Consider the following 25,167-nt stretch of genomic DNA (forward strand, 5'->3'; position numbering starts at 1 on the left):
ATGATTTACTCGCAGATCTTTTTAGTAACGATAGTTGAGCGCTATCCTTTGGCCAAACTCAAAAGCCCGCTGCAAAGCGGGCTTTTTGTTGAACGTGCTCACACGATGCTTTGGCTGAAATCGCTAGTCGGCTCATCCCGATGCAGACGGAATGTTTGCAAGCCCGAGGAGTGCGGGGGATTCCTCCAACACCAGACGCGTGGGAATAGCGCTTAGAAAGTGCTGGAACCGTCCCTTGCTTTCAAATCGTTCCCGAAAAGCAGATGACGCGAACGCCTCGCGGAAACGCAGCAGGATTCCGCCCGCAATATACACCCCTCCGGTAGCTCCAATCGTCAGCGCCAGATCCCCCGCTACGGTGCCGAGAAATGCACAAAAGCACTCGAACGCCCTGACGCAGGTGCCATCGGTTTTCTTGATCGCGTGGTCGGTGACATCGGCGGGAGAAAATTCGCGCGCCGTGCTTCCGTCGATGAAGCACAATGCCTGATATAAATTCACCAGGCCGCTTCCCGACAAAACCCGCTCCGCGGAGACGTGCGGCCAACGCGTGCGCAGGTACGCGGCGATCTGATCCTCCAGGGCCGTCGAGGTAGGCAGCGTGACGTGGCCGCCTTCGCCCGGCACGATAGTCCACCTACCGGCTTGTGGGATCAGAGTGCATACGCCGAGCCCTGTTCCCGGTCCGAGAATCCCAATCGGTCCTTGAGCGTGGGGACATTCCGGACCGACCAGGAAGACATCTTTTTCCGGCAGATGCGGCACTGCCATTGCGGTCGCCGCAAAATCGTTGACGACCCGAAGCGAGGTCAGCCCCAGGTTCCGTTTCAATTCCTCGATGGAAAACGACCAGCCATGATTGGTCAGCGAGACCTTGTCGCCAAACACAGGAGCGGCCACTGCGACCGCCGCCTCGGTCGGTCGTCTCGTCGGAGGCAGCTTGTCTAGATAAGTTGCCAGTGCGTCCTGGAGAGAAGCAAAATGACTGACTTCGACATGGGAGAGGTCGGAATATGCGCCCTTCTCCGCCACGGCAAACCGGGCGTTGGTTCCTCCGACGTCGGCGATTACGCGCAATCCGCTCAAGCCACTGCCCCACTCTTCAATTGATAACGGCATCGACCCTTGTCTGCTACCGTGATCATATCGAAACGACAAGCGTTGCTCGACCAGTTAGTCCAACGGCTCGATGATGATTCCTTCCGCACCACGTAACGTCAGCTCTCCATTCACCGCTTCGAATTGCCGATCCATGAAGGTCGACAGCAAAATCTGTCCTTTGTTTGTCAATGCCATCGAGGTTGGCTCAGCCCGGAAATTCAAAACGATCAGCGATCGTTGACCAGCGTGGTCGCGCTCAAAAGCCAGCAGGCTGCCAGTGACGGCGACAGGTGTATAGCTGCCGACGGCAAGTTCAGGACGTGCTGCCCGCAGAGCGATCAGGGCGCGATAAAGGCTGAGCATCGATGCTTTATCGAGGCTTTCGACGGTAACGTTCTCGCGGGAGGCGTTGGGGCTTAGTGGCAACCACGGCTCAGCGGTGCCGAATCCGCCGAACGCCGAACCGTTCCATTGCATGGGCGTCCGGCAACCGTCGCGTCCGACCCCGATTCCCGGCAGGTTCTTTTCGAAAGGATCCCTCACCCGGTCCGGTGGAATGTCCACCTGCTCCATCCCGATCTCGTCGCCGTAGTAGAGCGTCGGCGTGCCGCGAAGCGTCAGCAGCAGCATTGCGGCAACACGCGCTTGATCTCGCCCGACGCGGCTCGCCACCCGCTTGCGATCGTGGTTTCCCAGCACCCAATTCGGCCAGCCTCCCGAGGGCAGAGCCGCCTCATAAGTCTCAACGAGCCGAGCGATGGCCCGCGCGTCCCAGGGCGTGGAGATCAGCGCGAAGTTGAACGGCAAATGCGCGCCGGACAGATCGCGACCGTAATAGGCAACCAGCTTTTCCAGGGGCAGATAAATTTCGCCAATGAGCACCCGATCGTCGAATTCATCCATCACCTGCCGCATCTCGGCAACCACCTCGTGGACCTCCGGGCGATCGGTTGAATAAAGCGGCAGCAGACGCGTGTAGGGTTGATCGCCGTCGACAAAATCCGGATTTGGTGGATTGTCCCTCAGCAGGTCATCCTTGACGAGATGCCACATCACGTCGACGCGAAATCCGTCAACACCGCGGCGAAGCCAGAAGCGCATCACCTCGTACATGGCGCGTCGAACGTCAGGGTTACGCCAGTTCAGATCAGGCTGAGCCGTCAGAAAGGCGTGGTAGTAATACTGCCCGGTGTGGGGATCGAATTCCCAGGAACTTCCGCCAAATTCTGAAATCCAGTTGGTCGGAGGTTCGCTGCCCTCACGGCCGTCATGCCAGATATACCAATCGCGCTTCGGGTTGGTCCTCGAACCGCGGCTCTCGATGAACCAGGGATGCTGATCAGAGGTGTGATTGGGTACAAGGTCGAGAATGACCTTCAACCCGAGACCATGCGCTGCAGCCACCAGCGCATCGAAATCATCGAGCGTTCCAAACAGTGGATCGATGCGGGTGTAATCGGAAATGTCGTACCCGAAATCAACCATCGGAGACGGAAAGATCGGTGAGAGCCAGACGGCATTAACGCCGAGGTCATGCAGGTAACTCAGGCGATCGATCATACCACGCAGATCGCCGACGCCGTCGCCATTCGAGTCCTGAAACGACCGCGGATAAACCTGATAGAGAATACCGGATGTCCACCACGGAGTATCGCGCATGTTTCACGCAAACCAAGTCAGGAGCTGATCGGAATTAGGTCGATGTGCAGTTAGTCCCACGGAAAAGTTGTTGGCAAGCCAGGCTTGCCTTTCCGCGGCTCAGATCGCTTTTTCAGTTGAAAGCTCGCGCGCGCATGGTCAACTGACACAAAACTCTCATATGCCCGGACATTACAGCGATGAGTCTTCAAAGGTCACGATGGCAGCAGCGCGGACCGCAAGTGACCCGTATGGGCTCACAATCGGGACGAGGTCTTGTCGTCGCCGTTGTGTTGGCCGGCTCCCTCGGCATCTATGCAGTCGAGCGCTGGATGCGCCCGCCGGATGCGCCGATCATCGGCAGTGCTTTCGTGGTCGATGGCGACACGCTCAGCATCTCCGGCACCCGTATTCGCTTGATCGACATCGACGCGCCCGAACTTGATCAGACGTGCATGGATACACGCGATCACGAGTGGCTTTGCGGCCGTCAGGCGTCCGCTGAATTGCGAAGTCATGTCCGTGGGCGTGATCTGACCTGTCAGCCGAAATCCAAGGATCAGTACGGACGTGTTCTCGCCACCTGCGCGCTGCCCGATGGCTCCAACATCAATGCCTGGATGGTGCAGCAGGGTTGGGCTGTCACTTACGGTTACGCAGACATCTACGGTCGACAACAGGCCGAGGCAAAAAGCGCGAAACGCGGCCTATGGAGTGGATCATTCATGCCGCCGCGAGAATGGCGGCACGCGCACCCACGGGCGTCGGTGGGCGATCACGCCGATCGCCCGAGATGATTTAGCCCGTGGTGGCGACGCAGGGTTTTTCGCGCAGATGCCGTTCGGTCGACGCGGGATATTTGAGCAGCATCGCCGCCGGCCTGATCGGCCGAGCCACAAGATTTCCCCTACAGTTGGGACAAGTGCCGCCCAGGACGTCATTGGCGCAGGCCGTGCAGAATGTGCATTCAAATGTGCAGATCATTGCCTCAAGGCTGTCGGGCGGCAGATCCTTGTCGCAGCACTCGCAGTTTGGTTTGAGTTTCAGCATATCGGATGGCCCTCTCCGCTTCAGTTCAAACGACCTTCCGTTCAAACGGCTCCCAGGCGCTTGTCGCGCTCACGCAGCCAGCGAATGGCCGGTAGGGTCAAAACCACCATAATCGCCTTGCCGATGATCTGCCCAGTCAAAAACTCCAGAGCACCGAACGCAAGCCAGAGGAACAACAGCGAGTCCGCGACCAACCCAACAAAGCTACTGGCTGCAACGGCCAGGACAAGTCCGCGCCGCTGCAATGGCGTATAGACCGCAAAGTCTGCCAGTTCAGAAACCAGGAACGCAATCGTCGACGCCATCACGAGGGAAGCCGGAGCCAGCGCGGCCGAAAGCACGGTTCCCGCACCGATCGCGGCAAGCCCGTATGTCACGCCGAGGCGGCGCTGCACCAGGTCGCGTAGCACCAGGGCCAGCCCGGCCATCAGCACCCCGCTCGGCGCCATGACGCCGCCCGGCGCGACTGGGATCAGGCACGGGCCATTTGGCGGGCACACGGTGCCGACATGCAGGATCAGCCAGTTGGCGATGGGGATGCAGGCGATGTAGGCGGCCAGAAAACCAAACCCTTCCACCCGCAGACGCGGCGTGGTGATCATTCCCCCTCGCCCGCATCGCCGGCAGCATAAGCCGCCCAGCCCTTCGCGCGCAGACTGCAGGCCGGGCATTCACCGCAACCGTATCCCCAGGCGTGACGCGCGCCGCGTTCGCCCAGATAGCAGGTGTGGGAATGCTCGATGATCAGGTCCACCAACCCCTTGCCGCCGAGTTCTTCCGCCAGTGCCCAGGTCTGCGCCTTGTCACGCCACATCAACGGCGTGTGCAGTTCGAAGGGACGCGCCATGCCGAGATTGAGAGCGACGTTGAGCGCCTTGATCGTTTCGTCGCGGCAATCGGGATAGCCGGAGAAATCGGTCTCGCACATGCCGCCGACGACATGCGTCATGCCGCGCCGATAAGCGAGCGCTGCGGCAAACGTCAGGAATATGAGATTCCGGCCGGGCACGAAGGTGTTCGGAAGACCGCCCTCGCCCATCTCAATGGCGACATCACGGGTCAACGCCGTGTCGGAAATTTCACCGAGCGTCGGGATGTCGAGGGTGTGACTGGTGCCGAGCCGCGCAGCCCATTCGGGCCGCAGTGCCATCATCCCATTGATCAGCTTGTCGCGGCTTTCCAGTTCGACGAGGTGGCGTTGACCATAGGAGAAGCCGACGGTCTCCACCCGCTCAAATCGCGAGAGCGCCCAGGCCAGACACGTCGCGGAATCCTGGCCACCCGAGAAAAGAACCAATGCTGCGTTGGATGTGCTGTCAGTCATGGCCGTGATCTAGCACCCGAAACCCTGCGCTTCCATAGCGCGAAGTGCAGGGCTCAGATTTGGGCTGTGCGGCGGCCCCCTGATGGGTCATAAGGCAGGACGCCTTTAGCCTCACGGTGATCCATGAATTCTTCTCCGAATCTCTCGAAGCTGCTGGACATTATGGCGGCCTTGCGGACGCCCGGCTCCGGCTGTCCCTGGGACCTGGAGCAGACCTTTGCGACCATAGCGCCCTACACCATCGAGGAAGCCTACGAAGTCGCGGACGCCATCGCACGCGACGACATCGACCACCTCAAGGAAGAACTTGGTGATTTGTTGTTTCAAGTGGTCTTCCACGCCCGGATGGCCGAAGACCAAAAGGCGTTCAATTTTGACGAGGTGGCCGCTGCGATCTGCACCAAATTGATCCGGCGCCACCCTCACGTGTTCGGCGACAAAGCCGGCCAGTTGACGCCCGCTCAGGTCAAGGAGGCCTGGGACCGGATCAAGGCCGAGGAAAAGGCCGAGCGCGCCAAACAAAATCCGAAAGCAGCGAGCGAGCAATCCGGACTCCTTTCAAGCGTCAAGGCGGGACAGCCGGCTTTGCACCGTGCGCTGGCATTGCAGCGGAAAGCATCTACCGTCGGGTTCGATTGGAACGATCCGCGCGCGGTGCTGGCGAAGATCCGCGAGGAAGCCGACGAGATCGAAGCCGCGCTCGACAGCAAGGATCAAGCGCACATCGCGTCAGAGACTGGCGACCTGCTGTTTGCGGTCGTCAATCTGGCGCGGCATGCCAATGCTGACCCTGAACTCGCCCTGCGCAGCGCCAACGCCAAGTTCGAGCGACGTTTCGCTTATATCGAACGCACCTTGGCAGCCCGCGGCCGTTCTTTGGAGGAGGCATCTCTCGTTGAGATGGATGCCCTCTGGAACGAAGCCAAACATCACGAGGCAAAGTAACCAAAACAAAAAAGCGGCGGATTGCTCCGCCGCTTTTGAAGGCCTCGTAACAGGAAGGTCGGATTAGACGCCGGTCTGCGTGATGAACTTGGTGTTGAAGTAACCTTCCATCGCCTCGGTGCCGCCTTCCGAACCGTAGCCGGAATCCTTGACGCCACCGAACGGCACCTCAGGCAGCGCCAGACCGACGCTGTTGATCGCCACCATGCCGCTTTCGATCGCCGCACCGATCGCAGTCGCGGTCTTCGTCGAGCTGGTGAACGCGTACGATGCGAGACCAAAAGGCAAACGGTTGGCTTCTTCCGCGGCATCGTCGAACTTGGAGAAAGGCGAAATCATCGCCATCGGCCCGAACGGCTCGTCGTTCATGGCGCGCGCACTCTTTGGCACATCCGTGATCACCGTCGGCTCGAAGAAGTAGCCCTTGTTGCCGATGCGCTTGCCGCCGGTCTGAAGCTTGGCGCCCTTGCCGACCGCGTCCTGCACCATCTCTTCGATCGCGGCGACGCGGCGCGGATTGGCCAGCGATCCCATGCGGGACTCCGGATCGAGGCCGTTACCGACCTTGATGCTCTTGGTATTCTCGACGAACTTGGCGACGAACTTGTCGTAGACGCCTTCCTGCACCATGAAGCGGGTCGGCGAGACGCAGACCTGGCCACCGTTGCGATACTTCGCTCCAGACAAAATCTTCGCTGCAGCATCGACGTCGGCATCGTTGAAAACGATGACAGGCGCATGACCGCCGAGTTCCATGGTGGCCCGCTTCATGTGCAGACCGGCCAAAGCCGACAGCTGCTTGCCGACGCTGGTCGAACCGGTGAACGAGATCTTGCGGATCACCGGATGCGGAATGAGGTACTCGGAGATTTCCGACGGCACGCCGTAGACGAGGTTGATCACGCCCGCTGGAACGCCGGCGTCGACGTAAGCACGGATCAATGCGGCAGGCGCGGCCGGCGTTTCTTCCGGCGCCTTGACGATGATCGAACACCCGGCTGCAAGCGCCGCCGAGAGCTTGCGCACCACCTGGTTGATCGGGAAATTCCACGGCGTGAAAGCTGCTACAGGTCCGACTGGATCCTTGACGGCGAGCTGATAGACGCCTGGCGCGCGAGCCGGAATAATGCGGCCATAGGCGCGCTTTCCTTCCTCGGCGAACCAATCGATGATGTCCGCCCCGGCCATGGTTTCCATCTTGGCCTCGGCGAGGGTCTTGCCCTGCTCCATCGTCATGATGGTCGCGATGCTGTCAGCCCGCTCGCGCAGGATTTCTGCCGCCTTGCGCATGACCTTGGCGCGTTCGAACGGCGCAACGGCGCGCCAGACCTTGAAGGCCTTCTCGGCTGCGGCGAGTGCTTCATCGAGGTCGGCTTTGTCCGCGTGAGCGACGGTCCCGATCTTTTCTTCAGTCGCAGGATTGAGCACAGGAATGGTTTTACCTGAGCTGCTGCCGCGCCATTTTCCGTCGATGTGAAGCTGTACGTCCTGATAGCTCATGCCGGTCTCCTCGGGTCCTCGGGTTACGCTAGTGTCCCGAATCCAAAGTTCGCCTGATCGCGCAGCGCACTTCGTAGCGAACTTTGGATTCGAAAGGACACTAGCAAATTTAAGATTCTAGTGTGGTGTAGGTTCAGAAGTTCGCTGGAAGGACTCGCAGGACAGATCGGCGAACTTCTGAACCACCACACTAGTATTTTGATTGATCGGATGAATAAGCTTCGCCGGGAAAGGGTCAAGCCCTTCCTGTCATGGGATGCACGTTCCGCAATCGGGGCAGCATTGCTGCTCCGTCATTGCGGATCGACCGTCGCGCCGAATTTCGCGATGGCAATGTCGCGTTTCGTCTCGTCGACACGAACCGTCATATTGAAACGGCCCTCATCCAATTGCTTTTCCAAAACCTCGGTATTGCGGTGCAGCCAGCTTATTCCAGCACCATCGGAGGCATCAATGGACAGGCTCAAGGTGACTTTTGTCTCGGCAAGCCGATCCTCGATCGCGGTCAGCAGGGCGTCGATGCCCTCTCCCGTTTGCGCGGAGACGAGGAAACAAGGGCGTTCAGGCGGTCGCCGAGCCGCTATATTCGCAAGGTTATCACGCTCTTCCGGACTGAAGCGATCGATCTTGTTCCAGACTTCCAGCACCCGCGAGCCGCTGTCCGGGTCGATATTCAGCTGCCGCAGGACGGTGTCAACGTCACGCTCCTGGGCTTCCGCATCTTCGTGCGAAATGTCGCGCACATGGAGAATGACGTCGGCTTCGATCACCTCTTCGAGGGTCGCCCGGAATGCCGCGACAAGCATCGTCGGCAGATCGGATATGAAACCGACCGTGTCCGACAACATGGCTTTGCCGCCGTGTGGAAGGGTCAGGGCGCGCAGCGTCGGATCAAGTGTTGCGAACAACATGTCGGCGGCTTGAACGTCCGCCCGTGTCAGCCGGTTGAACAGCGTCGACTTGCCGGCATTGGTATAGCCGACGAGCGCCACCACGCGGTACGGCACCCGCCGTCGCCCGGCGCGGTGCAACCTTCGCGTCGCCTGCACTTTCCGAAGCTCGTTTTCGATGCGCGTGATCCGATCGCCAATCAGCCGGCGATCGGCCTCGATCTGCGTCTCACCGGGGCCGCCAAGAAAGCCGAAGCCGCCGCGCTGGCGTTCGAGGTGGGTCCATGAGCGGACGAGACGACTGCGCTGGTAGTTCAAATGGGCCAGTTCGACCTGCAGCGACCCTTCCCGGGTCTTTGCCCGGCGGCCGAAGATCTCCAGAATGAGGCCGGTTCGGTCCAGAACCTTTGCATTCCATTCTTTTTCGAGATTGCGCTGCTGGATCGGGGAAAGCGCGCAATCCATGATGACCAGATCAACCTCGTGCGCTTTGATAAGGCCGATCATCTCCTCGACCTTGCCTTTGCCAAGGTAGGTCGCAGGACGTATTTCGCTTAATGGGGCGACGATAGCTTCTGTCACGATCAAATCGATCGCACGCGCCAACCCCGCGGCTTCCTCAAGCCGGGCATCGAGATCGCGTACGCCGTGACCTATTGATAGCGCGTCGGGGTCTCCCCGTCGCACGCGCTTGTACGGGCCGATGACAAGCACCCGCCCTGTCTTGTCGCCCCGCGCCGATCCAGGTCGGTCGACGCCCCCGTCGAAATTCCGGGGTTCCAAATCAGTTCAATCTCAAGCTGACGTGTCCTCGCCGCCTTCGAACAGACTGATCGGAGCGCCAGGCATGATGGTCGAAATCGCATGCTTATAAACCAGCTGCGAATGGCCATCGCGCCGAAGCAGAAGGCAGAAATTGTCGAACCAGGTGACAATTCCCTGCAACTTCACTCCGTTGACCAGAAAGATCGTCAGTGGCGTTTTGGTTTTACGAACGTGATTAAGAAAGGTGTCTTGTAAGTTTTGTGCGCGGTCTGCCGCCATTTTTTTATCCCGCAGTCTTGTTGCTTGTTTTTATTTGGGCCAGGCCTGCCCTCTTCGGGGCTTGGTCTGGTGCCTGCGTCCCTGAGATCCCCCTCCGGGTGCTGCATCGCAATTAAAGGGCAGCACCGGGGGTTAGGCAAGGCCAGTTCGGCCGTTCCGGGGCCTTCCGGACCCAAATACTCAAGAAAATGATGAAAATCGGTGAAATTCTTCCCTTAACCGTTTGGAAACGGCCCCGGGGGTGCCGTTCCCGATGTTCCGGCCATCGATCCGGACCACGGGCATGACGATCTGGCTGGAAGCCGTGACGAAGGCCTCAGCGGCCTCATAGGCCTCCTGCGGGGTAAAGGGGCGTTCCTCGAACTTGACCTGGAGGGCTGCCATGGCATCCGTGAGGACGGATCGGGTAATCCCCGCCAAAATCCCCTGCTCGGCCGACCGGGTCACCACCCTGCCGTCTTTGGTGACGATCCAGGCATTGCTGGAGGAGCCCTCGGTTACCAATCCCTCCGCATCGACGAACCAGGCCTCGTAGGCTCCGTTCTCACGAGCCTGCTGCTTGGCCAGCACATTGGGTAACAGCGAGACCGACTTGATATCCACCCGCGGCCAACGGTTTTCGGGAACGGTGATCACACCGATGCCGTGCGCGGCTGTTTCCTGGTTCTTGGTGAAACTCAAGTTTCGTGCCGTCACCACCACGGCCGGCTTGACGGGTTTGATCGGAAAGGCGTGATCACGCCGCGAAACACCGCGGGTGACCTGCAGATAGACAATCCCATAGCCGACGCGGTTGCGCCGGATGACCTCGTGGACAACGATTTGAAGCGACGCCAGAGGCATCGGCATCGCGATCCGCAGTTCACTTAAGGAGCGCTGCAGGCGTTTCATGTGTTTTGGAAAGTCGACGATCTGCCCGTTGCGGACCTCGCAGACTTCATAGACGCCATCGGCAAATTGATAGCCGCGATCTTCGATATTGACGGTGGCATCCCGCATCTCGCGGTACTGACCGTTCACATAAGCAATGCGCGACATACGATTAACCTACACCCAGAGCCTTGAGCTTGCGGTGCAGGGCCGACCGCTCCATGCCGACGAATTCGGCCGTACGTGAAATGTTTCCGGAGAAACGGCTGATCTGCGCGATGAGATAGTCGCGCTCGAACACTTCACGTGCCTCGCGCAACGGCAGGCCCATGATGTGCTCGCCATTATTTCCCGTGGGCATCGCAGGAATCATCGAACCGACGTCCTGCGGCAGCATGTCCGCGGAAATGACGGCATCGGTATCGCCGCCGGCCAGGATCATCACGCGTTCGACGTTGTTGCGCAGCTGCCGGATATTGCCGGGCCAGACGTGAGACTGCAGCACCGCCATCGCATCTTCGCCGATACGCCGTTTCGGCAGTCCGGTCGCGGAGGAAATCTGATCCATGAAGTATTCGACCAGTTCGGGAATATCCTCCCGCCGCTCGGACAATGGCGGCACCCGGATCGGCACAACGGACAACCGATGATAGAGATCCTCGCGGAAACGGCCTTCTGCGATCTCCATCTCAAGATTGCGTGCGGTCGACGAAATGATGCGAACGTCAACGCTGACCTTGGTCGTGCCTCCCACCCGCTGGAACGTTTGATCCACCAGGACGCGCAAAATCCGGTTTTGGGTCTCACGCGGCATGTCCGCGATCTCATCGACGAACAGCGTGCCGCCATGGGCTTCTTCCAACGCACCCGGCTTGCGGCCCGTCTCGCCGTCGATCAATTCGACGCCGAACAATTCGACTTCCATCCGCTCGGGGGTAATGGCTGCCGCATTGATTACGACGAATGGTCCCTGTGCGCGGCTCGACATGGCATGGAGTGTGCGCGCAGCAAGCTCTTTTCCACCTCCCGATGGCCCGACGATCATGATCCGGCTGTTCGCCTTTGCGGCGCGATCAATCGTCTGACGCAACTGGTTCATGCTCGGCGAGCGGCCAACCAGCGTTCCGGATGACGGCGCATGCTGTTTGAGTTCGCGAACTTCGCGCTTCAACCGCGAATTTTCCAGTGCGCGCGTTGCAACAAGGATCAGCCGATCGGCCTTGAACGGCTTTTCGATAAAGTCGTAAGCGCCCCGCTTGATCGCCGCCACCGCGGTTTCGATGTTGCCGTGGCCTGAGATCATAACCACAGGCACTTCCGGATGCTCGCGCTTGATTTGCTCGAGCATTTGCAGGCCATCGAGCCGGCTTCCTTGAATCCAGATGTCGAGGAAGATCAGATTGGGCCGGCGCGCGGAGATTTCCGCAAAAGCAGTATCGCTGTCCCGCGCGGTCCTGGTCTTGAAGCCTTCATCATCAAGGATGCCCGCAACAAGCTCCCGGATGTCAGCTTCGTCGTCGACGATCAAAATATCGTTCGCCATGAATAATGTCCGTTCTGTCAATTGCCGGCTACGGCTTCCGTCTTCGTCGTCTCATTTTCAGGCTCGGCACTCTTTGCCTGGCCCGATATGGAAAATCTCAATCGCATCCAGGCACCACGCGCTCCCGGCCGCAAAGCTGATGCGTCGGCCAGTTCGATGCGGCCACCATGATCCTCGAGCACGCGCCCAACGATCGCCAGACCGAGGCCGGTGCCTTTCTCGCGGGTCGTCACATAGGGCTCAAGCAATCGTGCGCGGTTTTCTTTGGGCAGACCAATCCCGTTATCCACAACATCAATGACAATGTCGTCATTTTCGCGAGCCGCGATGACTTCGATCCGGCCACGCTCGATTTCGCCGGCAGGAACGGCGCCGATCGCCTCGGTCGCATTCTTGATGATGTTGGTGAGCCCCTGCGAGATGAGCCTTCGGTCGAACTTCGCAAGCAGCGGGTCCTGTTTGATGTCAGCCTCAATATCGATATCGGGATGGCCGACACGCATGAGGAAAACAACCTGGCGTACGGTATCGGCGACATCCTCGCCCTCAATCACCGGCTTGGGCATGCGTGCGAACCGGGAGAATTCATCGACCATGCTTCGGATATCGTCGACCTGCCGGATGATCGTGTCCGTACATTGATCGAAAATGGCACGATCATCCGTAATGACCTTGCCGAACTTCCGCCGGATACGCTCTGCTGACAGCTGAATCGGCGTCAACGGATTCTTGATCTCGTGCGCAATGCGCCGCGCAACGTCCGCCCAGGCTGATGTGCGTTGCGCCGTGACAAGCTCCGTGATGTCGTCGAGAGTGATAATGTGTCCTTCGTTTGACTGCTGCCCCGTCTGTTCGGAAGTGACGCGGACCGAAAGATTTCGTTCCGTATTGTCACGGCTGATTTCGACCTGGCCCTGAACAAGGCGCTGCGCACTGCTGCGAGCGGTTTCCATCAATTTGTTCAGTTCGGGCACCACCTCAGACAATGGCTTGCCGAGTGCTTCGGTCTCCGGACGGCCGATCAGTTTCTCTGCCGACCGATTGAGGACGGAGATGCGGTCTGCACCATCCACGCCGATGATGCCGGCGCTGGCGGACGACAACACCGCTTCAATAAAACGACGGCGGCTGTCGATCACATCGCTCGCGCTGACCAGATCATCGCGCTGCGTCCGCAACTCGTGCGTCATCTTGTTGAAGGTTTCGCCAAGCTGCGCCAGATCGCCTTCCGACCGGATGACCGGCACCTGCACGTGAAGGTCGCCGGTCGAGACAAGATCCGCAGCCCTCATGAGCCGGCGGATCGGCCCTACCAGCCAGTTCGCAAAATTAAGACCGATCAACACCGCCGAAAGCAGCAGGGTGAAAGCAATGACGGTAAACATCTGCGCAAACGCCAGCTGGATGGCCAACCTGTGCGTTTCGCTTTCGGCATAGTCTTTTACTCCGGCTTCAGTCAGCCTGAGCCGCGCGACAACGGCGGGATCAAGAAGCCGGGCAACATAGAGGAACGTATCCGCGGGAGCGTGCAGACGAAGAATCGCGGCCACGAAATTTTGCTCGATGATGAGGGCCACATATGGCTCATCCTCTTTGACCGTGCGGAGCAGTTCTGCCTGCGGCTTGGAGAAGTCCTGCTGACTTCCGGTGGTCGCGGCCACAAGGGATTGTCCGTTCTTGTCGAGGATCATCACGCCGGGCAGATTCCGTGAAACGGCGCTCTTGGTGAGGATTTGGCGAAACGACTCGCGATCCAGGTCGAACAACGCGCCGGCACGCGAAATATCGCTGGCCACTCCGATGATATCGCCACGAATGAGCTTGGCATGCTCGCCCACATAGGCATTGGCCACAACCAGCGAGTTTTCGATCATCGCGCGCGTTCGGGTCGAAAATACCCGGTCGAGACCACGCTCAAGCGTGACGTTGGCCGCCACTGACACGAGGACCGCCGGCAAAACAGCGATCACCGCAAACAGACTCACGACGCGGACATGGAGCCTTGCCGCCGCATGCCCTTGTCGCCGTGCCTGGATAATCTGCCAGACTTCCCGGACAACGATCGCCAGCAACAGCAGGATGGTGGCGCCGTTAATGAGAAGAAACGTGATGACCACCCTCGGGGTTGGCACAAGCGGCGTCAGGCCGGTCAGCACCACGAAGGTCAGGAATGTCGAAAAAAGAGCCAGGCCGACGGCCAAGGGAACCAGCAGCCGGCGAAGGCGCCAGCCGCGCGCGTCGGCAAACGACGGGTCAAGGGATCGGGCCGACGTTTCTGCTGTTGTCATGCCAGGATGAAGGTCAGACCAATTTTCACGAGATCGCGGCGCAACACCCCTGCGCCGACTGATGCATACATACCACAATGTTGCTCAATTGCGACATTTCCTTGGCGCGCGCCGGGTTGGAACGCACCTTCAAGTGGTTCTCAGACCTATTTCGAATGGCTGCGGACAGCGGTGAACGGGCGTCCCGAATCCAAGCTCGCTGGAAGGATTCGCGGGAAAGATAGCGCGAGCTTCTGAACCACCGTGTTAGCCGCCGCTGCGATAAACCTGTATATCGAGGTCCCGGATCTTCTTCCGCAACGTATTGCGGTTGAGACCCAGCATGTCCGCCGCCCGGATCTGGTTGCCGCGATTAGCCGCCAGCGCCGCCGTCAGAAGCGGGATCTCGATCTCCTTGAGGATCCGATGATAAAGGCCAGGAGGCGGCATCCCATTGGGAAATCCGGCGAAGTGCGAGGCCAAGTACATTTCGACCGCGCCTCCGAGGTTGTCGATCCCCTGGGGCATTGCCCCCCCTGACACGGCAGTCGGTGTCGCCAGCTCGCCTTCGATCACAGATCCGGTAATGACGTCCTGCGGATAGAGCGCAGCGAGACGCCGGGCCAGGTTTTCAAGTTCGCGAACATTGCCCGGCCAGCGATGCTGTTTCATCCGTTCCAATGCCTGAGCATCGAGCTTCTTCGGCGGCAGACCATCCTTTTCCGCCAGCGCAAAGAAATGCCGAACGAGATCGGGCAAATCCTCGATTCGCTCGCGCAAAGGTGGAAGTCGCAGCGGCACCACGTTGAGACGGAAGAAAAGATCCTCCCGGAACAACCCCTGCTGGATCAGGATTCGCAGATCCTTGTTGCTGGCAGCGACAATCCGGACATCGGTCTTGATCGGGGTACGGCCACCGACGGTCGTATACTCGCCCTGCTGCAGCACACGCAGCAGTCGGGTCTGCGCTTCCATCGGCATGTCGCCGATTTCATCGAGAAACAGCGTGCCGCCTTCGGCCTGCTCGAACCGGCCGGTCGCTCGCGCATTGGCCCCGGTAAAGGCTCCGCGTTCGTGTCCGAACAATTCCGACTCGATCAGGTCGCGCGGAATCGCAGCCATGTTGACGGCGACGAAGGGGCCGGCGCGACGCTTGCCGTAGTCGTGCAACGCCCTCGCCACCAATTCCTTGCCGGTCCCGGACTCGCCGGAAATCATCACGGTCAGGTCGGTCTGCATCAGGCGCGCAAGCACGCGGTAGATTTCCTGCATGGCGGGGGAACGGCCAACCAGCGGGATGGCATCGAACTCGCCTTCATCCTTGGTGGCCGCCGGGCGCTCCTTCGGCTCCGAAAGTGCGCGGCCAACGATCGCAATCAATTCCTTGAGGTCGAAGGGCTTTGGCAGATATTCGTACGCCCCCCGCTCCGATGCCCGGATCGCGGTCATGAACGTGTTCTGCGCGCTCATGACGATGACCGGGAGGTTTGGACGCATCTTCTTGATGCGCGGGAGCAAATCGAAGGCATTCTCGTCGGGCATCACCACGTCGGTGATCACGAGGTCTCCCTCGCCCTGACTGACCCAGCGCCAGAGCGTGGCGGCATTGCCTGTCAGGCGCACCTCGTATCCGGCGCGTGACAACGCCTGATTCAAGACCGTGCGAATGGCGGTGTCGTCGTCTGCGACCAGTATGCTACCTGCGGGCATTGTCTATTCCTCATCATCCTGTTGTGAGGCAAACGATGGCGTTCCCGGGCGCGCATCGCTCTGGTTTGGAGTCTTGGCGGCACTGAACATCGGCAGCAACACGCGGAAGATCGTCTTCCGTGGCTGCGATTCACATTCGATAATCCCGCCATGATCGCCGACGATCTTGGCGACAAGCGCGAGCCCGAGGCCGCTGCCGGTCGGCTTGGTCGTCACGAAGGGATCGAAAAGATTGGGGAGCAGGTCGTCCGGCACGCCCGGCCCGTTGTCCTTGACGCAGAATTCCAACGGCAATGACACACGGGTTTTCTTCCCCGGAACGGACAGGCGTACGCCCGGCCTGAAGGCGGTGGTGAGCTGGATTTCGCCCTCACTGCCCATATCAACAAGGGCTTCGGCAGCGTTCTTCACCAGATTGAGGAAGACCTGAATGAGCTGATCCTGATTGGCCAGTACCGGCGGCAACGACGGATCATAGTCTTCGACAAATTTGATATTCCGCGCGAATCCCGACTGGGCCAGCCGTTTCACGTGATCGAACACCGAGTGAATGTTCACCGGCCCGCGCGCGACAGGGCGCTCATCGCCGAACACCTCCATCCGGTCGACCAAGGTCACGATGCGATCGGCCTCATCGCAGATCAACCGCGTCAGCGTTCGATCTTCCGGCGACGCGGACTGCTCCAGCAACTGCGCTGCCCCCCGGATTCCGGACAACGGGTTCTTGATCTCGTGAGCCAGCATCGCCGCCAACGCGATCACCGAGCGGGCAGCGCTGCGGTGGGTCAGCTGGCGATCCATTTTGTCAGCGATTGTGCGTTCCTGCAGCATCACCACGATGTGCCCGGGCTTCTCCGAGAGCGGCGCGACATGGAGATCGACCTGGCGATCGCCACCGATGCGCGGCGTTCCAAGATCCACCTTGTATTCGTTGACGGCCGAGCCTGTGTGCCGAACTTGTTCGATGAGCGCCAGCAGCGGACTGCCGAACGGGACAAGATCGCGCAGCATTTGACGCTGCATATGCTGGATCGACGTCTCGAAGAACGATTCAGCCGCGATATTCGCATCCAGAATCTTACCGTCCGGACCGATCATCATCACCGGATTGGGCAAGGCGTTGAGCACCGCTTCGCTGTTCGGCGCCACCACGATGTGCTTCTCGGCAACGTTGCTCATGCGGCCCTGCTCCAGGCAAACTCGCTGAAGGCATCGTGAAGCGACCGCCGCACTTCCGCGGGATCCGACGCCGTCAGAATGACTTGCCGCCAGCGCTTGAGAGTTTCGGTTGATGCCGAAGCTCCTCGCGCCGCAACGTCCAGCGCCCAGCCCAAATGCTTGCGTGCGTGACGAAGCCCGATACGCGGTCCGTAATGATTCAAAACATCGTCATAGAGCTTGGACACATAGATCAGCTGATCCGCGAGAGCCGGAGCTGCTTCTAATGCACCGCCATCAAGCCGGCGCGCAATCTGTCCGGGCAACCAGGGTTGCCCCTGCGCACCCCGACCGATCATCACAGCATCCGCGCCGGACAGAGCGAGGGCGATAGATGCCTCTTCGGACGACGTGATGTCGCCATTGACCACAAGCGGAATGCTCACCGCCTCCCTGACTGGCCGCACCGCCCGCCAGTCCGCGCTTCCTTTGTAGAACTGGCAGCGTGTCCGGCCGTGGACCGTGATCATTTGCACCCCGGCAGATTCCGCCCGCCGTGCGAGATCTGGGGCATTGAGAGATTTCTCGTCCCACCCAAGACGCATCTTCAACGTCACAGGGACGCGGACGGCGGAAACTGTAGCGTCGATCAATCGGAGGGCGTGATCGAGATCGCGCATCAATGCCGAGCCCGACTGTCCGCCGGTCACGTGCCGCGCAGGACATCCCATGTTGATGTCGATGATATTTGCGCCCGCCGCTTCAGCGATCCGCGCGCCTTCGCTCATCCAGTGGGTCTGGCAACCGGCGAGCTGAACGACGTGCGGGCCGATGCCAGCCGCCTCACAGCGCAAGACCGACATCGGACGGCCCCGGGCGAGATCGTCGCTTGCCGTCATCTCGGACACTACCAACCCCGCCCCCAATTCCGCGGCAAGGCGGCGAAACGGCGCATCGGTGATGCCGGACATCGGAGCGAGCAGCACGCGGTTGCCGACCTCAATGTCGCCAATGATCAGTGGGGTCTGACTTGCTTCAACAGAACCGATCACCGCGTTCTCATTTTTTGATGGCTGCCGCCTCGTGGCAGAAGCGGATAGCCCAATTATTGAGCATTAATGCGCGTTGCCTAGAGTTTAGACAGATTTCTTGCGCATGCAAGTGCGGCGCAGCAAAATCTGCGGATTTCTTCACACCCACACGGAAGCATGCTGTTTTTACGTTCAGTATGGTAAGTGCAGCGCCCGAAGGCTGCACATACCCGGTCAGCCGCCCCTCTCTCTGACGGTTGCCTTATCCATCATGTCAACAAAACGGACTGCCGCTATCATCGTCGCCGCCGGACGCGGGCTGCGCGCCGGGACAGGCGGCCCCAAACAGTATCGCTCCATAGGCGGCAAAACCGTCCTTTCGAGGGCGATGGAGCCTTTCTGCACGCATCCGGACGTCTTCGCCGTCCAGCCCGTCCGCAATCCGGACGATGCGGACATATTCGATCAGGCCGTTTGCCATCTGAAGTATCACACGCCGGTCAACGGCGGCGCGACGCGCCAGGCCTCGGTCCGGGCCGGTCTTGAGGCGCTGGCCGAGCACGCCCCCGACATTGTGCTCATTCACGATGCTGCCCGCGCCTTCGTGACGGATCAGGTCATCTCACGCGCCATCGATGCGGCTTTGATCACCGGCGCAGCCATTCCGGTTGTCCCGGTCACGGACACTATAAAGTTAGTCGACGCGTCAGGCGCGATCGAAGCCACGCCGGATCGTTCGCGCCTGCGAATCGCGCAGACCCCGCAAGCCTTCCGTTTCGACGTCATCCTTGAAGCGCATCGCCGCGCTGCACGCGAAAGCCGCGATGATTTCACCGATGATGCTGCAATAGCTGAATGGGCGGGATTGACCGTTACAACGTTTGAAGGCGATGCTGCCAATATGAAACTGACGACTCCCGAAGACTTCGCACGCGAGGAAGCGCGCCTCGGCGCCATGCTGGGCGATATCCGCATGGGCACCGGCTATGACGTTCACGCGTTCGGCGACGGCGATCATCTCATGCTGTGTGGCGTCCGCGTGCCCTTCAGCCGGGGCTTTCTTGCGCATTCCGACGGCGACGTCGGCCTGCATGCCATCGTCGATGCCATTCTCGGTGCACTGGCCGACGGCGACATCGGCTCTCACTTCCCGCCGAGTGATCCGAAGTGGAAGGGCGCTTCGTCCGATCAGTTTCTGAAATATGCCGTCGATCTCGTGGCCCAACGTGGCGGCCGCATCGCCAATCTGGAAGTGACGATGATTTGCGAAGCGCCGAAAATCGGCCCGCTGCGTGAGGTCATGCGCGCCCGCATCGCCGAGATCACCGGCCTGCCCCAATCCCGCGTCGCCGTGAAGGCAACGACCAGCGAGCGGTTGGGATTCACCGGCCGCCAGGAAGGGATCGCCGCGACAGCCGCCGCAACAATCCGGCTGCCTTGGGATACGACAGGGAACACGACGGGCGGGAGCAACTAAGCATGAGCGGCAGCGCCACCCGTGCCCTCTCCCGCTCGTTGCTGGATCTTTGCCGGATGCGCAAGCTGACGATTGCGACGGCGGAATCCTGCACCGGCGGTTTGGTGGCTGGGGCGCTGACCGAAATTCCAGGCTCGTCGGACGTCGTTGACCGCGGCTTCATCACCTATTCCAACGAAGCCAAGCACGCGATGCTCGGCGTCGAAACTTCGACCCTCGAGACATTTGGCGCAGTCAGCAAGGAAACAGCGGTCGCCATGGCATTTGGTGCCCTGGAGAATGCCGACGTCGACCTCGCCGTTTCCATCACCGGGATCGCCGGCCCCGGCGGCGCCACGCCGGGCAAACCTGTCGGCCTCGTGCATATTGCGGTGGCGGCCCGTGACGGGCGTATCAATCATCGTGAAATGCGCTTTGGCGCGGTCGGGCGCAGCAACGTCCGCCAGCAATCCGTCGTCGAAGCCCTCAAGATCTTGATGGAAATGGCACGTGGGCCGCAGCCGCCAATCAAGCGCCCGCGGGCGGCCGCCCATAGACTGCGTCCGCGCGTTTCTCGAACGCCGCGGCGAACCGCTGGAAAGCGGCGTCGAACATCGCGCCCATCAGCACCGCGAGCATCCGACTCTTGAATTCGTAGGAGATGAAGAAGCCAACGTCAGAGGCGTCTTCAGACTTCGCTTCGAACGTCCAGCGATTCTCTAGCTTGCTGAAAGGCCCGCGCAGATACTCGACGAGGATCTTCAGATTAGGGCGATCGAGTGTCACCCGGCTGGTGAAGGTTTCACGAACAAGCTGAAACGACACCGTCATGTCAGCAACGATCACCTCGGTGCCGTTGGGCCCAGGCGTTCGTTGGCGAACTTTCAGCGCCTGACACATCGGTACGAATTCGGGATAGCGTTCGACATCGGCCACGAGGTCGAACATCTTGTCGGCGCTGTGGCGAACCCGGCGCTTGTTGGAGAACTGAGGCATCGTCGCGTACTAGCGGCCAGCTGCTGCGCGTGCAGCCTGCAACTTCGCGAAATCCTCACCGGCGTGGTGTGAGGATCGCGTCAGCGGGCTTGCCGAAACCATCAGGAAGCCCTTGGTGTAGGCGACCTTCTCGTAGCCATTGAATTCGTCAGGCGGCACGTAACGCATCACGGCGTGATGCTTGAGGCTTGGCTGCAGATACTGGCCGATGGTGAGGAAATCGACATCCGCAGAGCGCAGATCGTCCATCACCTGCAAAACCTCGTGACGCTCCTCGCCGAGGCCGACCATGATTCCGGACTTGGTGAAAATGGTCGGATCGATTTCCTTGACCCGTTGCAGCAGCCGGATCGAATGGAAATAGCGCGCCCCGGGCCGTACCGTGAGGTAACGCGACGGCACGGTTTCGAGATTGTGGTTGAAGACGTCGGGCTTGGCGGCAACCACCTGCTCCAGCGCCCCATCCTTGCGCAGGAAATCCGGTGTCAGGATTTCGATGGTCGTCGTCGGGCAGCTCGCGCGAATGGCACGGATGGTCTTTGCGAAATGATCGGCACCGCCATCCGCAAGATCATCCCGGTCGACTGATGTAATGACGACGTGGGCTAATCCCAGCTTGGAAACCGCAAGCGCCACATGGTCAGGCTCCGCTGCATCAAGCGCGCCCGGCATGCCGGTCTTGACGTTGCAGAATGCGCAAGCCCGGGTGCAGGTATCACCCATGATCATGAAAGTGGCGTGCTTCTTATCCCAGCACTCGCCGATGTTCGGGCAGCCCGCTTCCTCGCAGACCGTGACCAGCCCGTTCTCTTTGACGATATTGCGTGTGTTGGCGTAGCCGCGGGTGTTCGGCGCACGCACGCGAATCCAGTCAGGCTTGGCCGGTGACTTTGCATCGGGCCGATTGACTTTTTCCGGGTGGCGCGGCCGCACCTGGTTCGGTGAAACCGTATCAATAAGAACGACCATGAAAGCCCCGTAAATCCGATGCTTTTACCTAAGCCTGCCGATCCCGTGGTGCAAGCCATCCGCACCATGCTAATCTAGAGGGCCTATCATATCCTGAAGCCGGGTTGCATGGCTTCTGCCGCCCATTCCTTGCCCACACCTCTGCTGCCCACCCGTCCTTTGCTCCCCTATGGCTGACAGACCGCACCCCGCCCCCCTCGGACGCCAACTGACGCGGCAGTTCTTCGCGCGCAGCGTCCACAAGGTTGCTCCCGATTTGATCGGCGCGACATTGCTCGTCAACGGCGTCGGCGGAGTGATCGTCGAAGTCGAGGCCTATCACCAAACGGAGCCGGCAGCCCACTCATATAACGGCCCAACACCACGAACGATGGTGATGTTCGGTCCTCCGGGCTTTCTTTACGTCTATCGTTCCTATGGCATTCATTGGTGCATGAACTTCGTCTGCGAAGAAGAAGGCTCCGCCAGTGCCGTCCTGATTCGCGCCCTGGAACCCACGCATGGCATCGCGGCCATGCGTCGACGGCGCGGTGTGGGCGACGAACGCGCGCTGTGCTCAGGTCCGGGAAAGCTGTGCGAAGCGATGGCCATAAGTGACAAGCACAACGGGCGGGCGTTGGACGCTCCGCCGATCGCCATCTACGCACGAACGGAAAAGAAAGACGTCATCAGCGGCGTCCGAATTGGCATCACTAAGGCCGCCGACTTACCCTGGCGATATGGATTGAAGGGCTCGCGGTTTCTCAGCAAGCCCTTCCCCGCTAGTGCTCATTCTTGAACGCTGGTGCGCACTCTTGCGGTTAATGCGCACTCTTGAGTCGCTCGAGCGCTTCGAGAATCTTTGTCTTCCGCGCTTCGGCCTCTTCCCGCTTCTCGCGCTGCTCGTCGATCACTTCTTCCGGCGCACGCGCAACGAAGTCTGCGTTGCCGAGTTTGGCGTCGACGCGCTTGATGTCGGCCTCAGCCTTGGCAAGCTCCTTATCGAGCCTCGCCTTCTCGGCGGCCAAATCAACGACGCCCTTGAGCGGAATGGCGGCAACCTCACCGCGCACCAGCAGTTGAACCGATCCATCCGGAGCGCGATCGGCGAAAGCAATCTCCGAGACCCGCGACAGACGCTTGATCACATCGCTCCAGCGCTCGGCACGGGACTTGATGTCATCCGACGCACCGACAAGAATGAGCGGCGATAACGTTGCCGGCGGAATGTTCATCTCGGCGCGCACCGAGCGAATGGCGGTCACAAGATCGATCAGCCAGCCGATTTCAGCTTCCGCTGCCGGATCGCTGAATGGTTCAACGATCACTGGATCGGGGAATGCGAGCGGCACCGAAAGCGGATCACCAGGCAATGCGGTTGCGGAAATCGGCATCATGGACAGATCGACGGCCTTCCGGATCGGCCAATCCGTCAGCACCAGCAACTCGTCCCGCTTCGCGGTCACCGCCCACAATTCTTCCGTGATAAACGGCATGAACGGATGAAGCAGCTTCAGGATCTCATCACGGGCCCAGGCAACGCTCGCCTGCGTTTCCGCCTTCGCCGGGCTGTCCGGTCCGGTGAGAACCGGCTTTGCAAGTTCGAGATACCAGTCGCAGTAGATGTTCCAGACGAAACGATAGATCGTTCCGGCGGCGTCGTTGAACCGGTAAGCCTCGATCGCTTCGGTGACTTCCTGCGTGGCGCGGGCGGTCTCATGGGCGATCCAGCGATTGAGGGTTTCCTTCGTCTTGGACGGATCGAAGCCCTCGACCAACGCACAACCGTTCATCTCTGCGAAACGTGAGGCGTTCCAGAGCTTGGTTGCGAAGTTGCGGTAGCCTTCGACACGCTGCGTCGAGAGCTTGATGTCGCGCCCCTGCGCAGCCATCGCGGCCAGCGTAAAGCGCAAAGCGTCGGCGCCGTAGTCGTCGATGAGATGCAGCGGGTCGATGACGTTGCCTTTCGACTTCGACATCTTGGCGCCTTTCTCGTCCCGAACGAGCGCATGAATGTAAATCGTCGGGAATGGAACATCCTTCATGAAGTGAAGGCCCATCATCATCATGCGGGCGACCCAGAAGAAGATGATGTCGAACCCGGTGACAAGCACGTTGGTCGGGTAATAGCGCTCGACGTCCTTGGTCTCATCCGGCCAGCCCAGCGTGGAGAACGGCCACAAAGCCGAGGAAAACCACGTGTCGAGAACGTCCTCGTCACGGGTGATGAATCCGTCACGCTTGGCCGGGTCGAGGGCCATCTCGTGGCCTTGCTCTGCCGTGATGACTTCCTGCTCGACGTAATAACCAAGGGCTTTGCCGACGGCTTCGTCTTCCGTTTCCGCCACGAACACCTTGCCGTCCGGACCATACCAGGCCGGAATCTGGTGACCCCACCAGAGCTGCCGCGAGATGCACCACGGCTGGATGTTCTCCATCCACTCGAAGTAGGTCTTTTCCCAGTTCTTCGGCACGAACGTCGTGTCGCCGTTGCGGACAGCCGCAATGGCGGGCTCCGCGAGAGTTTTGGCGTCGACGTACCACTGGTCGGTCAGATACGGTTCGATCACGACGCCCGAACGATCGCCGTGCGGCACCATGTGCGTATTCGGTTCGATCTTATCGAGGAAGCCAAGTTCTTCCAGCTTGGCAACGATGCGCTTGCGCGCGGCGAAACGCTCGACGCCGTCGAACTCTTCGGCGAACATTAACGCGCCTTCGGGCAATCCGCGCAGATAGTCCTCGTTGCCCGACAGGGTCAGCCGCGCTTCCTGATCGAGCACGCTGATCGAAGGAAGATTATGCCGGCGGCCGACTTCAAAGTCGTTGAAGTCATGTGCCGGCGTGATCTTCACCGCGCCCGATCCCTTTTCCGGATCGGAGTACTCGTCGGCGACGATCGGGATGAGCCGCCCCACGAGTGGAAGCACGACGTTCTTGCCGACCAGATGCTTGTAGCGCTCATCCTCTGGATTCACCGCAACAGCCGTATCGCCCAGCATCGTCTCCGGGCGGGTCGTCGCCACAACGATGTAGGTCGAAGGATCTTCCGCATTGTAGGTTGCGCCTTCGATCGGATAGCGCAGATGCCACAGGTTGCCCTTGACCTCGATCTGCTGGACCTCGAGGTCCGAGATCGCCGTCAGCAGCTTGGGGTCCCAATTGACGAGCCGCTTGTCCTTGTAGATCAGCCCTTGGCTGTAGAGCTCGACAAACACCTTGGCGACGGCGCGAGAGAGGCCCTCGTCCATGGTGAAACGCTCACGTGACCAATCACAAGACGCGCCTAAGCGCTTCAATTGGTTGACAATTACGCCGCCGGACTCAGCCTTCCACTTCCACACCCGCTCGAGAAACTTGGCACGACCCATGTCACGGCGGCCGGGCTCCTGTCGCTCCATCAGCTGACGCTCGACGACCATCTGCGTCGCGATGCCGGCGTGATCGGTCCCCGGCTGCCACAGCACGTCCCGGCCCCGCATCCGCTCAAAACGGCACAGGATGTCCTGTAGCGTATTGTTGAGCGCGTGCCCCATGTGCAGCGAACCGGTCACGTTCGGCGGCGGGATCACGATCGTGAAGGGTTCGGCGTCGAGCCGTTCCGGCCGTCCGGCCTTGAATGCGCCGGCGGCGTCCCATGCATGGGCAATACGGTTCTCGATGTCGGCTGGCTGATAGGTTTTTTCGATCATTACA

General features: G+C 60.2%; 21 protein-coding genes and 1 pseudogene. 5 read left to right on the forward strand and 17 right to left on the reverse strand.

All coding sequences use genetic code 11. The features are described from left to right. Window positions 1–132: 132 nt before the first annotated feature. Together glk and ACP0KA_RS26720 are read right to left on the reverse strand one after the other, a co-directional pair. Window positions 133–1,086, reverse strand: coding sequence for a glucokinase (gene glk, locus ACP0KA_RS26715; protein ID WP_424631990.1), 954 nt, complete (start codon window positions 1,084–1,086; stop codon window positions 133–135). An 87-nt stretch (window positions 1,087–1,173) separates the two neighbouring features. Beyond that, entirely contained in the window at window positions 1,174–2,760 is a 1,587-nt protein-coding gene (locus ACP0KA_RS26720; protein WP_424631991.1) for an alpha-amylase family glycosyl hydrolase, read from the reverse strand. Between the two features lie 179 nt (window positions 2,761–2,939). Between ACP0KA_RS26720 and ACP0KA_RS26725 the strand changes: the two genes are divergently transcribed. Continuing rightward, entirely contained in the window at window positions 2,940–3,536 is a 597-nt protein-coding gene (locus tag ACP0KA_RS26725; protein WP_424631992.1) for a thermonuclease family protein, read from the forward strand. Window position 3,537: 1 nt separating this feature from the next. Here the strand turns inward: ACP0KA_RS26725 and ACP0KA_RS26730 are convergent, their stop codons facing one another. Genes ACP0KA_RS26730 through queC form a run of 3 tightly spaced genes read right to left on the reverse strand, consistent with a single transcriptional unit; the run spans window position 3,538 to window position 5,113 of the window. Further along, complete coding sequence (locus ACP0KA_RS26730; protein ID WP_424631993.1) at window positions 3,538–3,789, reverse strand: DUF1272 domain-containing protein; 252 nt, start codon at window positions 3,787–3,789, stop codon at window positions 3,538–3,540. 41 nt (window positions 3,790–3,830) lie between these two features. Continuing rightward, entirely contained in the window at window positions 3,831–4,391 is a 561-nt protein-coding gene (locus tag ACP0KA_RS26735) for a VUT family protein (RefSeq protein ID WP_424631994.1), read from the reverse strand. Continuing rightward, window positions 4,388–5,113, reverse strand: a complete 726-nt coding sequence (gene queC / locus ACP0KA_RS26740) for a 7-cyano-7-deazaguanine synthase QueC (protein ID WP_424631995.1) — start codon at window positions 5,111–5,113, stop codon at window positions 4,388–4,390. The genes ACP0KA_RS26735 and queC overlap by 4 nt, the downstream gene beginning before the upstream one ends. A gap of 123 nt (window positions 5,114–5,236) precedes the next feature. Between queC and mazG the strand changes: the two genes are divergently transcribed. Beyond that, a complete protein-coding gene (gene mazG / locus ACP0KA_RS26745; protein ID WP_424631996.1) occupies window positions 5,237–6,058 on the forward strand; it encodes a nucleoside triphosphate pyrophosphohydrolase in 822 nt (273 codons plus the stop codon). Between the two features lie 63 nt (window positions 6,059–6,121). On the opposite strand, the gene ACP0KA_RS26750 is transcribed toward mazG, so the two are convergent. The 9 genes from ACP0KA_RS26750 to dusB form a co-directional block, all read right to left on the reverse strand. Further along, a complete protein-coding gene (locus ACP0KA_RS26750) occupies window positions 6,122–7,558 on the reverse strand; it encodes an NAD-dependent succinate-semialdehyde dehydrogenase (RefSeq protein ID WP_424631997.1) in 1,437 nt (478 codons plus the stop codon). A 293-nt stretch (window positions 7,559–7,851) separates the two neighbouring features. Further along, a complete protein-coding gene (hflX, locus tag ACP0KA_RS26755; protein WP_424631998.1) occupies window positions 7,852–9,231 on the reverse strand; it encodes a GTPase HflX in 1,380 nt (459 codons plus the stop codon). A 12-nt stretch (window positions 9,232–9,243) separates the two neighbouring features. Continuing rightward, window positions 9,244–9,492: an RNA chaperone Hfq gene (hfq, locus tag ACP0KA_RS26760; RefSeq protein ID WP_424631999.1), complete on the reverse strand. Its 249-nt coding sequence runs from the start codon at window positions 9,490–9,492 to the stop codon at window positions 9,244–9,246. 180 nt (window positions 9,493–9,672) lie between these two features. Further along, window positions 9,673–10,530, reverse strand: a complete 858-nt coding sequence (locus ACP0KA_RS26765) for a D-amino-acid transaminase (RefSeq protein WP_424632000.1) — start codon at window positions 10,528–10,530, stop codon at window positions 9,673–9,675. Between the two features lie 4 nt (window positions 10,531–10,534). After that, entirely contained in the window at window positions 10,535–11,905 is a 1,371-nt protein-coding gene (locus ACP0KA_RS26770) for a sigma-54-dependent transcriptional regulator (RefSeq protein ID WP_424632001.1), read from the reverse strand. 17 nt (window positions 11,906–11,922) lie between these two features. After that, window positions 11,923–14,193: an ATP-binding protein gene (locus ACP0KA_RS26775; protein ID WP_424632002.1), complete on the reverse strand. Its 2,271-nt coding sequence runs from the start codon at window positions 14,191–14,193 to the stop codon at window positions 11,923–11,925. Window positions 14,194–14,439: 246 nt separating this feature from the next. Beyond that, window positions 14,440–15,882 carry a nitrogen regulation protein NR(I) gene (ntrC, locus tag ACP0KA_RS26780; RefSeq protein ID WP_424632003.1) on the reverse strand — a complete coding sequence of 481 codons (1,443 nt, stop codon included), beginning with the start codon at window positions 15,880–15,882 and terminating at the stop codon, window positions 14,440–14,442. Between the two features lie 3 nt (window positions 15,883–15,885). Further along, window positions 15,886–17,061 (reverse strand): two-component system sensor histidine kinase NtrB, encoded by a 1,176-nt coding sequence (locus ACP0KA_RS26785; protein ID WP_424632004.1) that lies wholly within the window; start codon window positions 17,059–17,061, stop codon window positions 15,886–15,888. Next, the gene (gene dusB, locus ACP0KA_RS26790; protein ID WP_424632005.1) at window positions 17,058–18,092 is read right to left on the reverse strand and encodes a tRNA dihydrouridine synthase DusB; all 1,035 of its coding nucleotides are present in this window, start codon (window positions 18,090–18,092) and stop codon (window positions 17,058–17,060) included. Before dusB ends, ACP0KA_RS26785 begins: the two co-directional genes overlap by 4 nt. A 250-nt stretch (window positions 18,093–18,342) precedes the next feature. Between dusB and ACP0KA_RS26795 the strand changes: the two genes are divergently transcribed. Beyond that, complete coding sequence (locus ACP0KA_RS26795) at window positions 18,343–19,548, forward strand: bifunctional 2-C-methyl-D-erythritol 4-phosphate cytidylyltransferase/2-C-methyl-D-erythritol 2,4-cyclodiphosphate synthase (RefSeq protein ID WP_424632006.1); 1,206 nt, start codon at window positions 18,343–18,345, stop codon at window positions 19,546–19,548. A gap of 2 nt (window positions 19,549–19,550) precedes the next feature. Then, window positions 19,551–20,162: pseudogene (locus ACP0KA_RS26800) on the forward strand (CinA family protein); the annotation flags it as partial. Here the strand turns inward: ACP0KA_RS26800 and ACP0KA_RS26805 are convergent. Both ACP0KA_RS26805 and lipA read right to left on the reverse strand, forming a co-directional pair. Next, window positions 20,056–20,523 (reverse strand): type II toxin-antitoxin system RatA family toxin, encoded by a 468-nt coding sequence (locus tag ACP0KA_RS26805; RefSeq protein WP_424632007.1) that lies wholly within the window; start codon window positions 20,521–20,523, stop codon window positions 20,056–20,058. The pseudogene ACP0KA_RS26800 and the gene ACP0KA_RS26805 overlap by 107 nt on opposite strands. A 9-nt stretch (window positions 20,524–20,532) precedes the next feature. Further along, window positions 20,533–21,492, reverse strand: coding sequence for a lipoyl synthase (gene lipA / locus ACP0KA_RS26810; RefSeq protein WP_424632008.1), 960 nt, complete (start codon window positions 21,490–21,492; stop codon window positions 20,533–20,535). 169 nt (window positions 21,493–21,661) lie between these two features. Between lipA and ACP0KA_RS26815 the strand changes: the two genes are divergently transcribed. Further along, window positions 21,662–22,270, forward strand: coding sequence for a DNA-3-methyladenine glycosylase (locus tag ACP0KA_RS26815; RefSeq protein ID WP_424632009.1), 609 nt, complete (start codon window positions 21,662–21,664; stop codon window positions 22,268–22,270). A 22-nt stretch (window positions 22,271–22,292) separates the two neighbouring features. Here ACP0KA_RS26815 and ACP0KA_RS26820 read toward each other — a convergent pair whose 3' ends face one another. Next, window positions 22,293–25,163, reverse strand: coding sequence for a valine--tRNA ligase (locus tag ACP0KA_RS26820; protein WP_424632010.1), 2,871 nt, complete (start codon window positions 25,161–25,163; stop codon window positions 22,293–22,295). Window positions 25,164–25,167 lie beyond the last annotated feature (4 nt).

This window comes from Bradyrhizobium sp. SYSU BS000235, assembly GCF_049747295.1.
GTDB lineage: Bacteria > Pseudomonadota > Alphaproteobacteria > Rhizobiales > Xanthobacteraceae > Afipia.

What these genes read in the sequence shown, in the direction of transcription:
- ACP0KA_RS26720 (WP_424631991.1), bottom strand. Translation starts at nt 2,760, where the DNA reads ATGCGCGATACTCCGTGGTGGACATCCGGTATTCTCTATCAGGTTTAT.
- ACP0KA_RS26725 (WP_424631992.1), top strand. Translation starts at nt 2,940, where the DNA reads ATGAGTCTTCAAAGGTCACGATGGCAGCAGCGCGGACCGCAAGTGACC.
- ACP0KA_RS26730 (WP_424631993.1), bottom strand. Translation starts at nt 3,789, where the DNA reads ATGCTGAAACTCAAACCAAACTGCGAGTGCTGCGACAAGGATCTGCCG.
- ACP0KA_RS26735 (WP_424631994.1), bottom strand. Translation starts at nt 4,391, where the DNA reads ATGATCACCACGCCGCGTCTGCGGGTGGAAGGGTTTGGTTTTCTGGCC.
- queC (WP_424631995.1), bottom strand. Translation starts at nt 5,113, where the DNA reads ATGACTGACAGCACATCCAACGCAGCATTGGTTCTTTTCTCGGGTGGC.
- mazG (WP_424631996.1), top strand. Translation starts at nt 5,237, where the DNA reads ATGAATTCTTCTCCGAATCTCTCGAAGCTGCTGGACATTATGGCGGCC.
- ACP0KA_RS26750 (WP_424631997.1), bottom strand. Translation starts at nt 7,558, where the DNA reads ATGAGCTATCAGGACGTACAGCTTCACATCGACGGAAAATGGCGCGGC.
- hfq (WP_424631999.1), bottom strand. Translation starts at nt 9,492, where the DNA reads ATGGCGGCAGACCGCGCACAAAACTTACAAGACACCTTTCTTAATCAC.
- ACP0KA_RS26765 (WP_424632000.1), bottom strand. Translation starts at nt 10,530, where the DNA reads ATGTCGCGCATTGCTTATGTGAACGGTCAGTACCGCGAGATGCGGGAT.
- ACP0KA_RS26770 (WP_424632001.1), bottom strand. Translation starts at nt 11,905, where the DNA reads ATGGCGAACGATATTTTGATCGTCGACGACGAAGCTGACATCCGGGAG.
- ACP0KA_RS26775 (WP_424632002.1), bottom strand. Translation starts at nt 14,193, where the DNA reads ATGACAACAGCAGAAACGTCGGCCCGATCCCTTGACCCGTCGTTTGCC.
- ntrC (WP_424632003.1), bottom strand. Translation starts at nt 15,882, where the DNA reads ATGCCCGCAGGTAGCATACTGGTCGCAGACGACGACACCGCCATTCGC.
- ACP0KA_RS26785 (WP_424632004.1), bottom strand. Translation starts at nt 17,061, where the DNA reads ATGAGCAACGTTGCCGAGAAGCACATCGTGGTGGCGCCGAACAGCGAA.
- ACP0KA_RS26795 (WP_424632006.1), top strand. Translation starts at nt 18,343, where the DNA reads ATGTCAACAAAACGGACTGCCGCTATCATCGTCGCCGCCGGACGCGGG.
- ACP0KA_RS26805 (WP_424632007.1), bottom strand. Translation starts at nt 20,523, where the DNA reads ATGCCTCAGTTCTCCAACAAGCGCCGGGTTCGCCACAGCGCCGACAAG.
- lipA (WP_424632008.1), bottom strand. Translation starts at nt 21,492, where the DNA reads ATGGTCGTTCTTATTGATACGGTTTCACCGAACCAGGTGCGGCCGCGC.
- ACP0KA_RS26815 (WP_424632009.1), top strand. Translation starts at nt 21,662, where the DNA reads ATGGCTGACAGACCGCACCCCGCCCCCCTCGGACGCCAACTGACGCGG.
- ACP0KA_RS26820 (WP_424632010.1), bottom strand. Translation starts at nt 25,163, where the DNA reads ATGATCGAAAAAACCTATCAGCCAGCCGACATCGAGAACCGTATTGCC.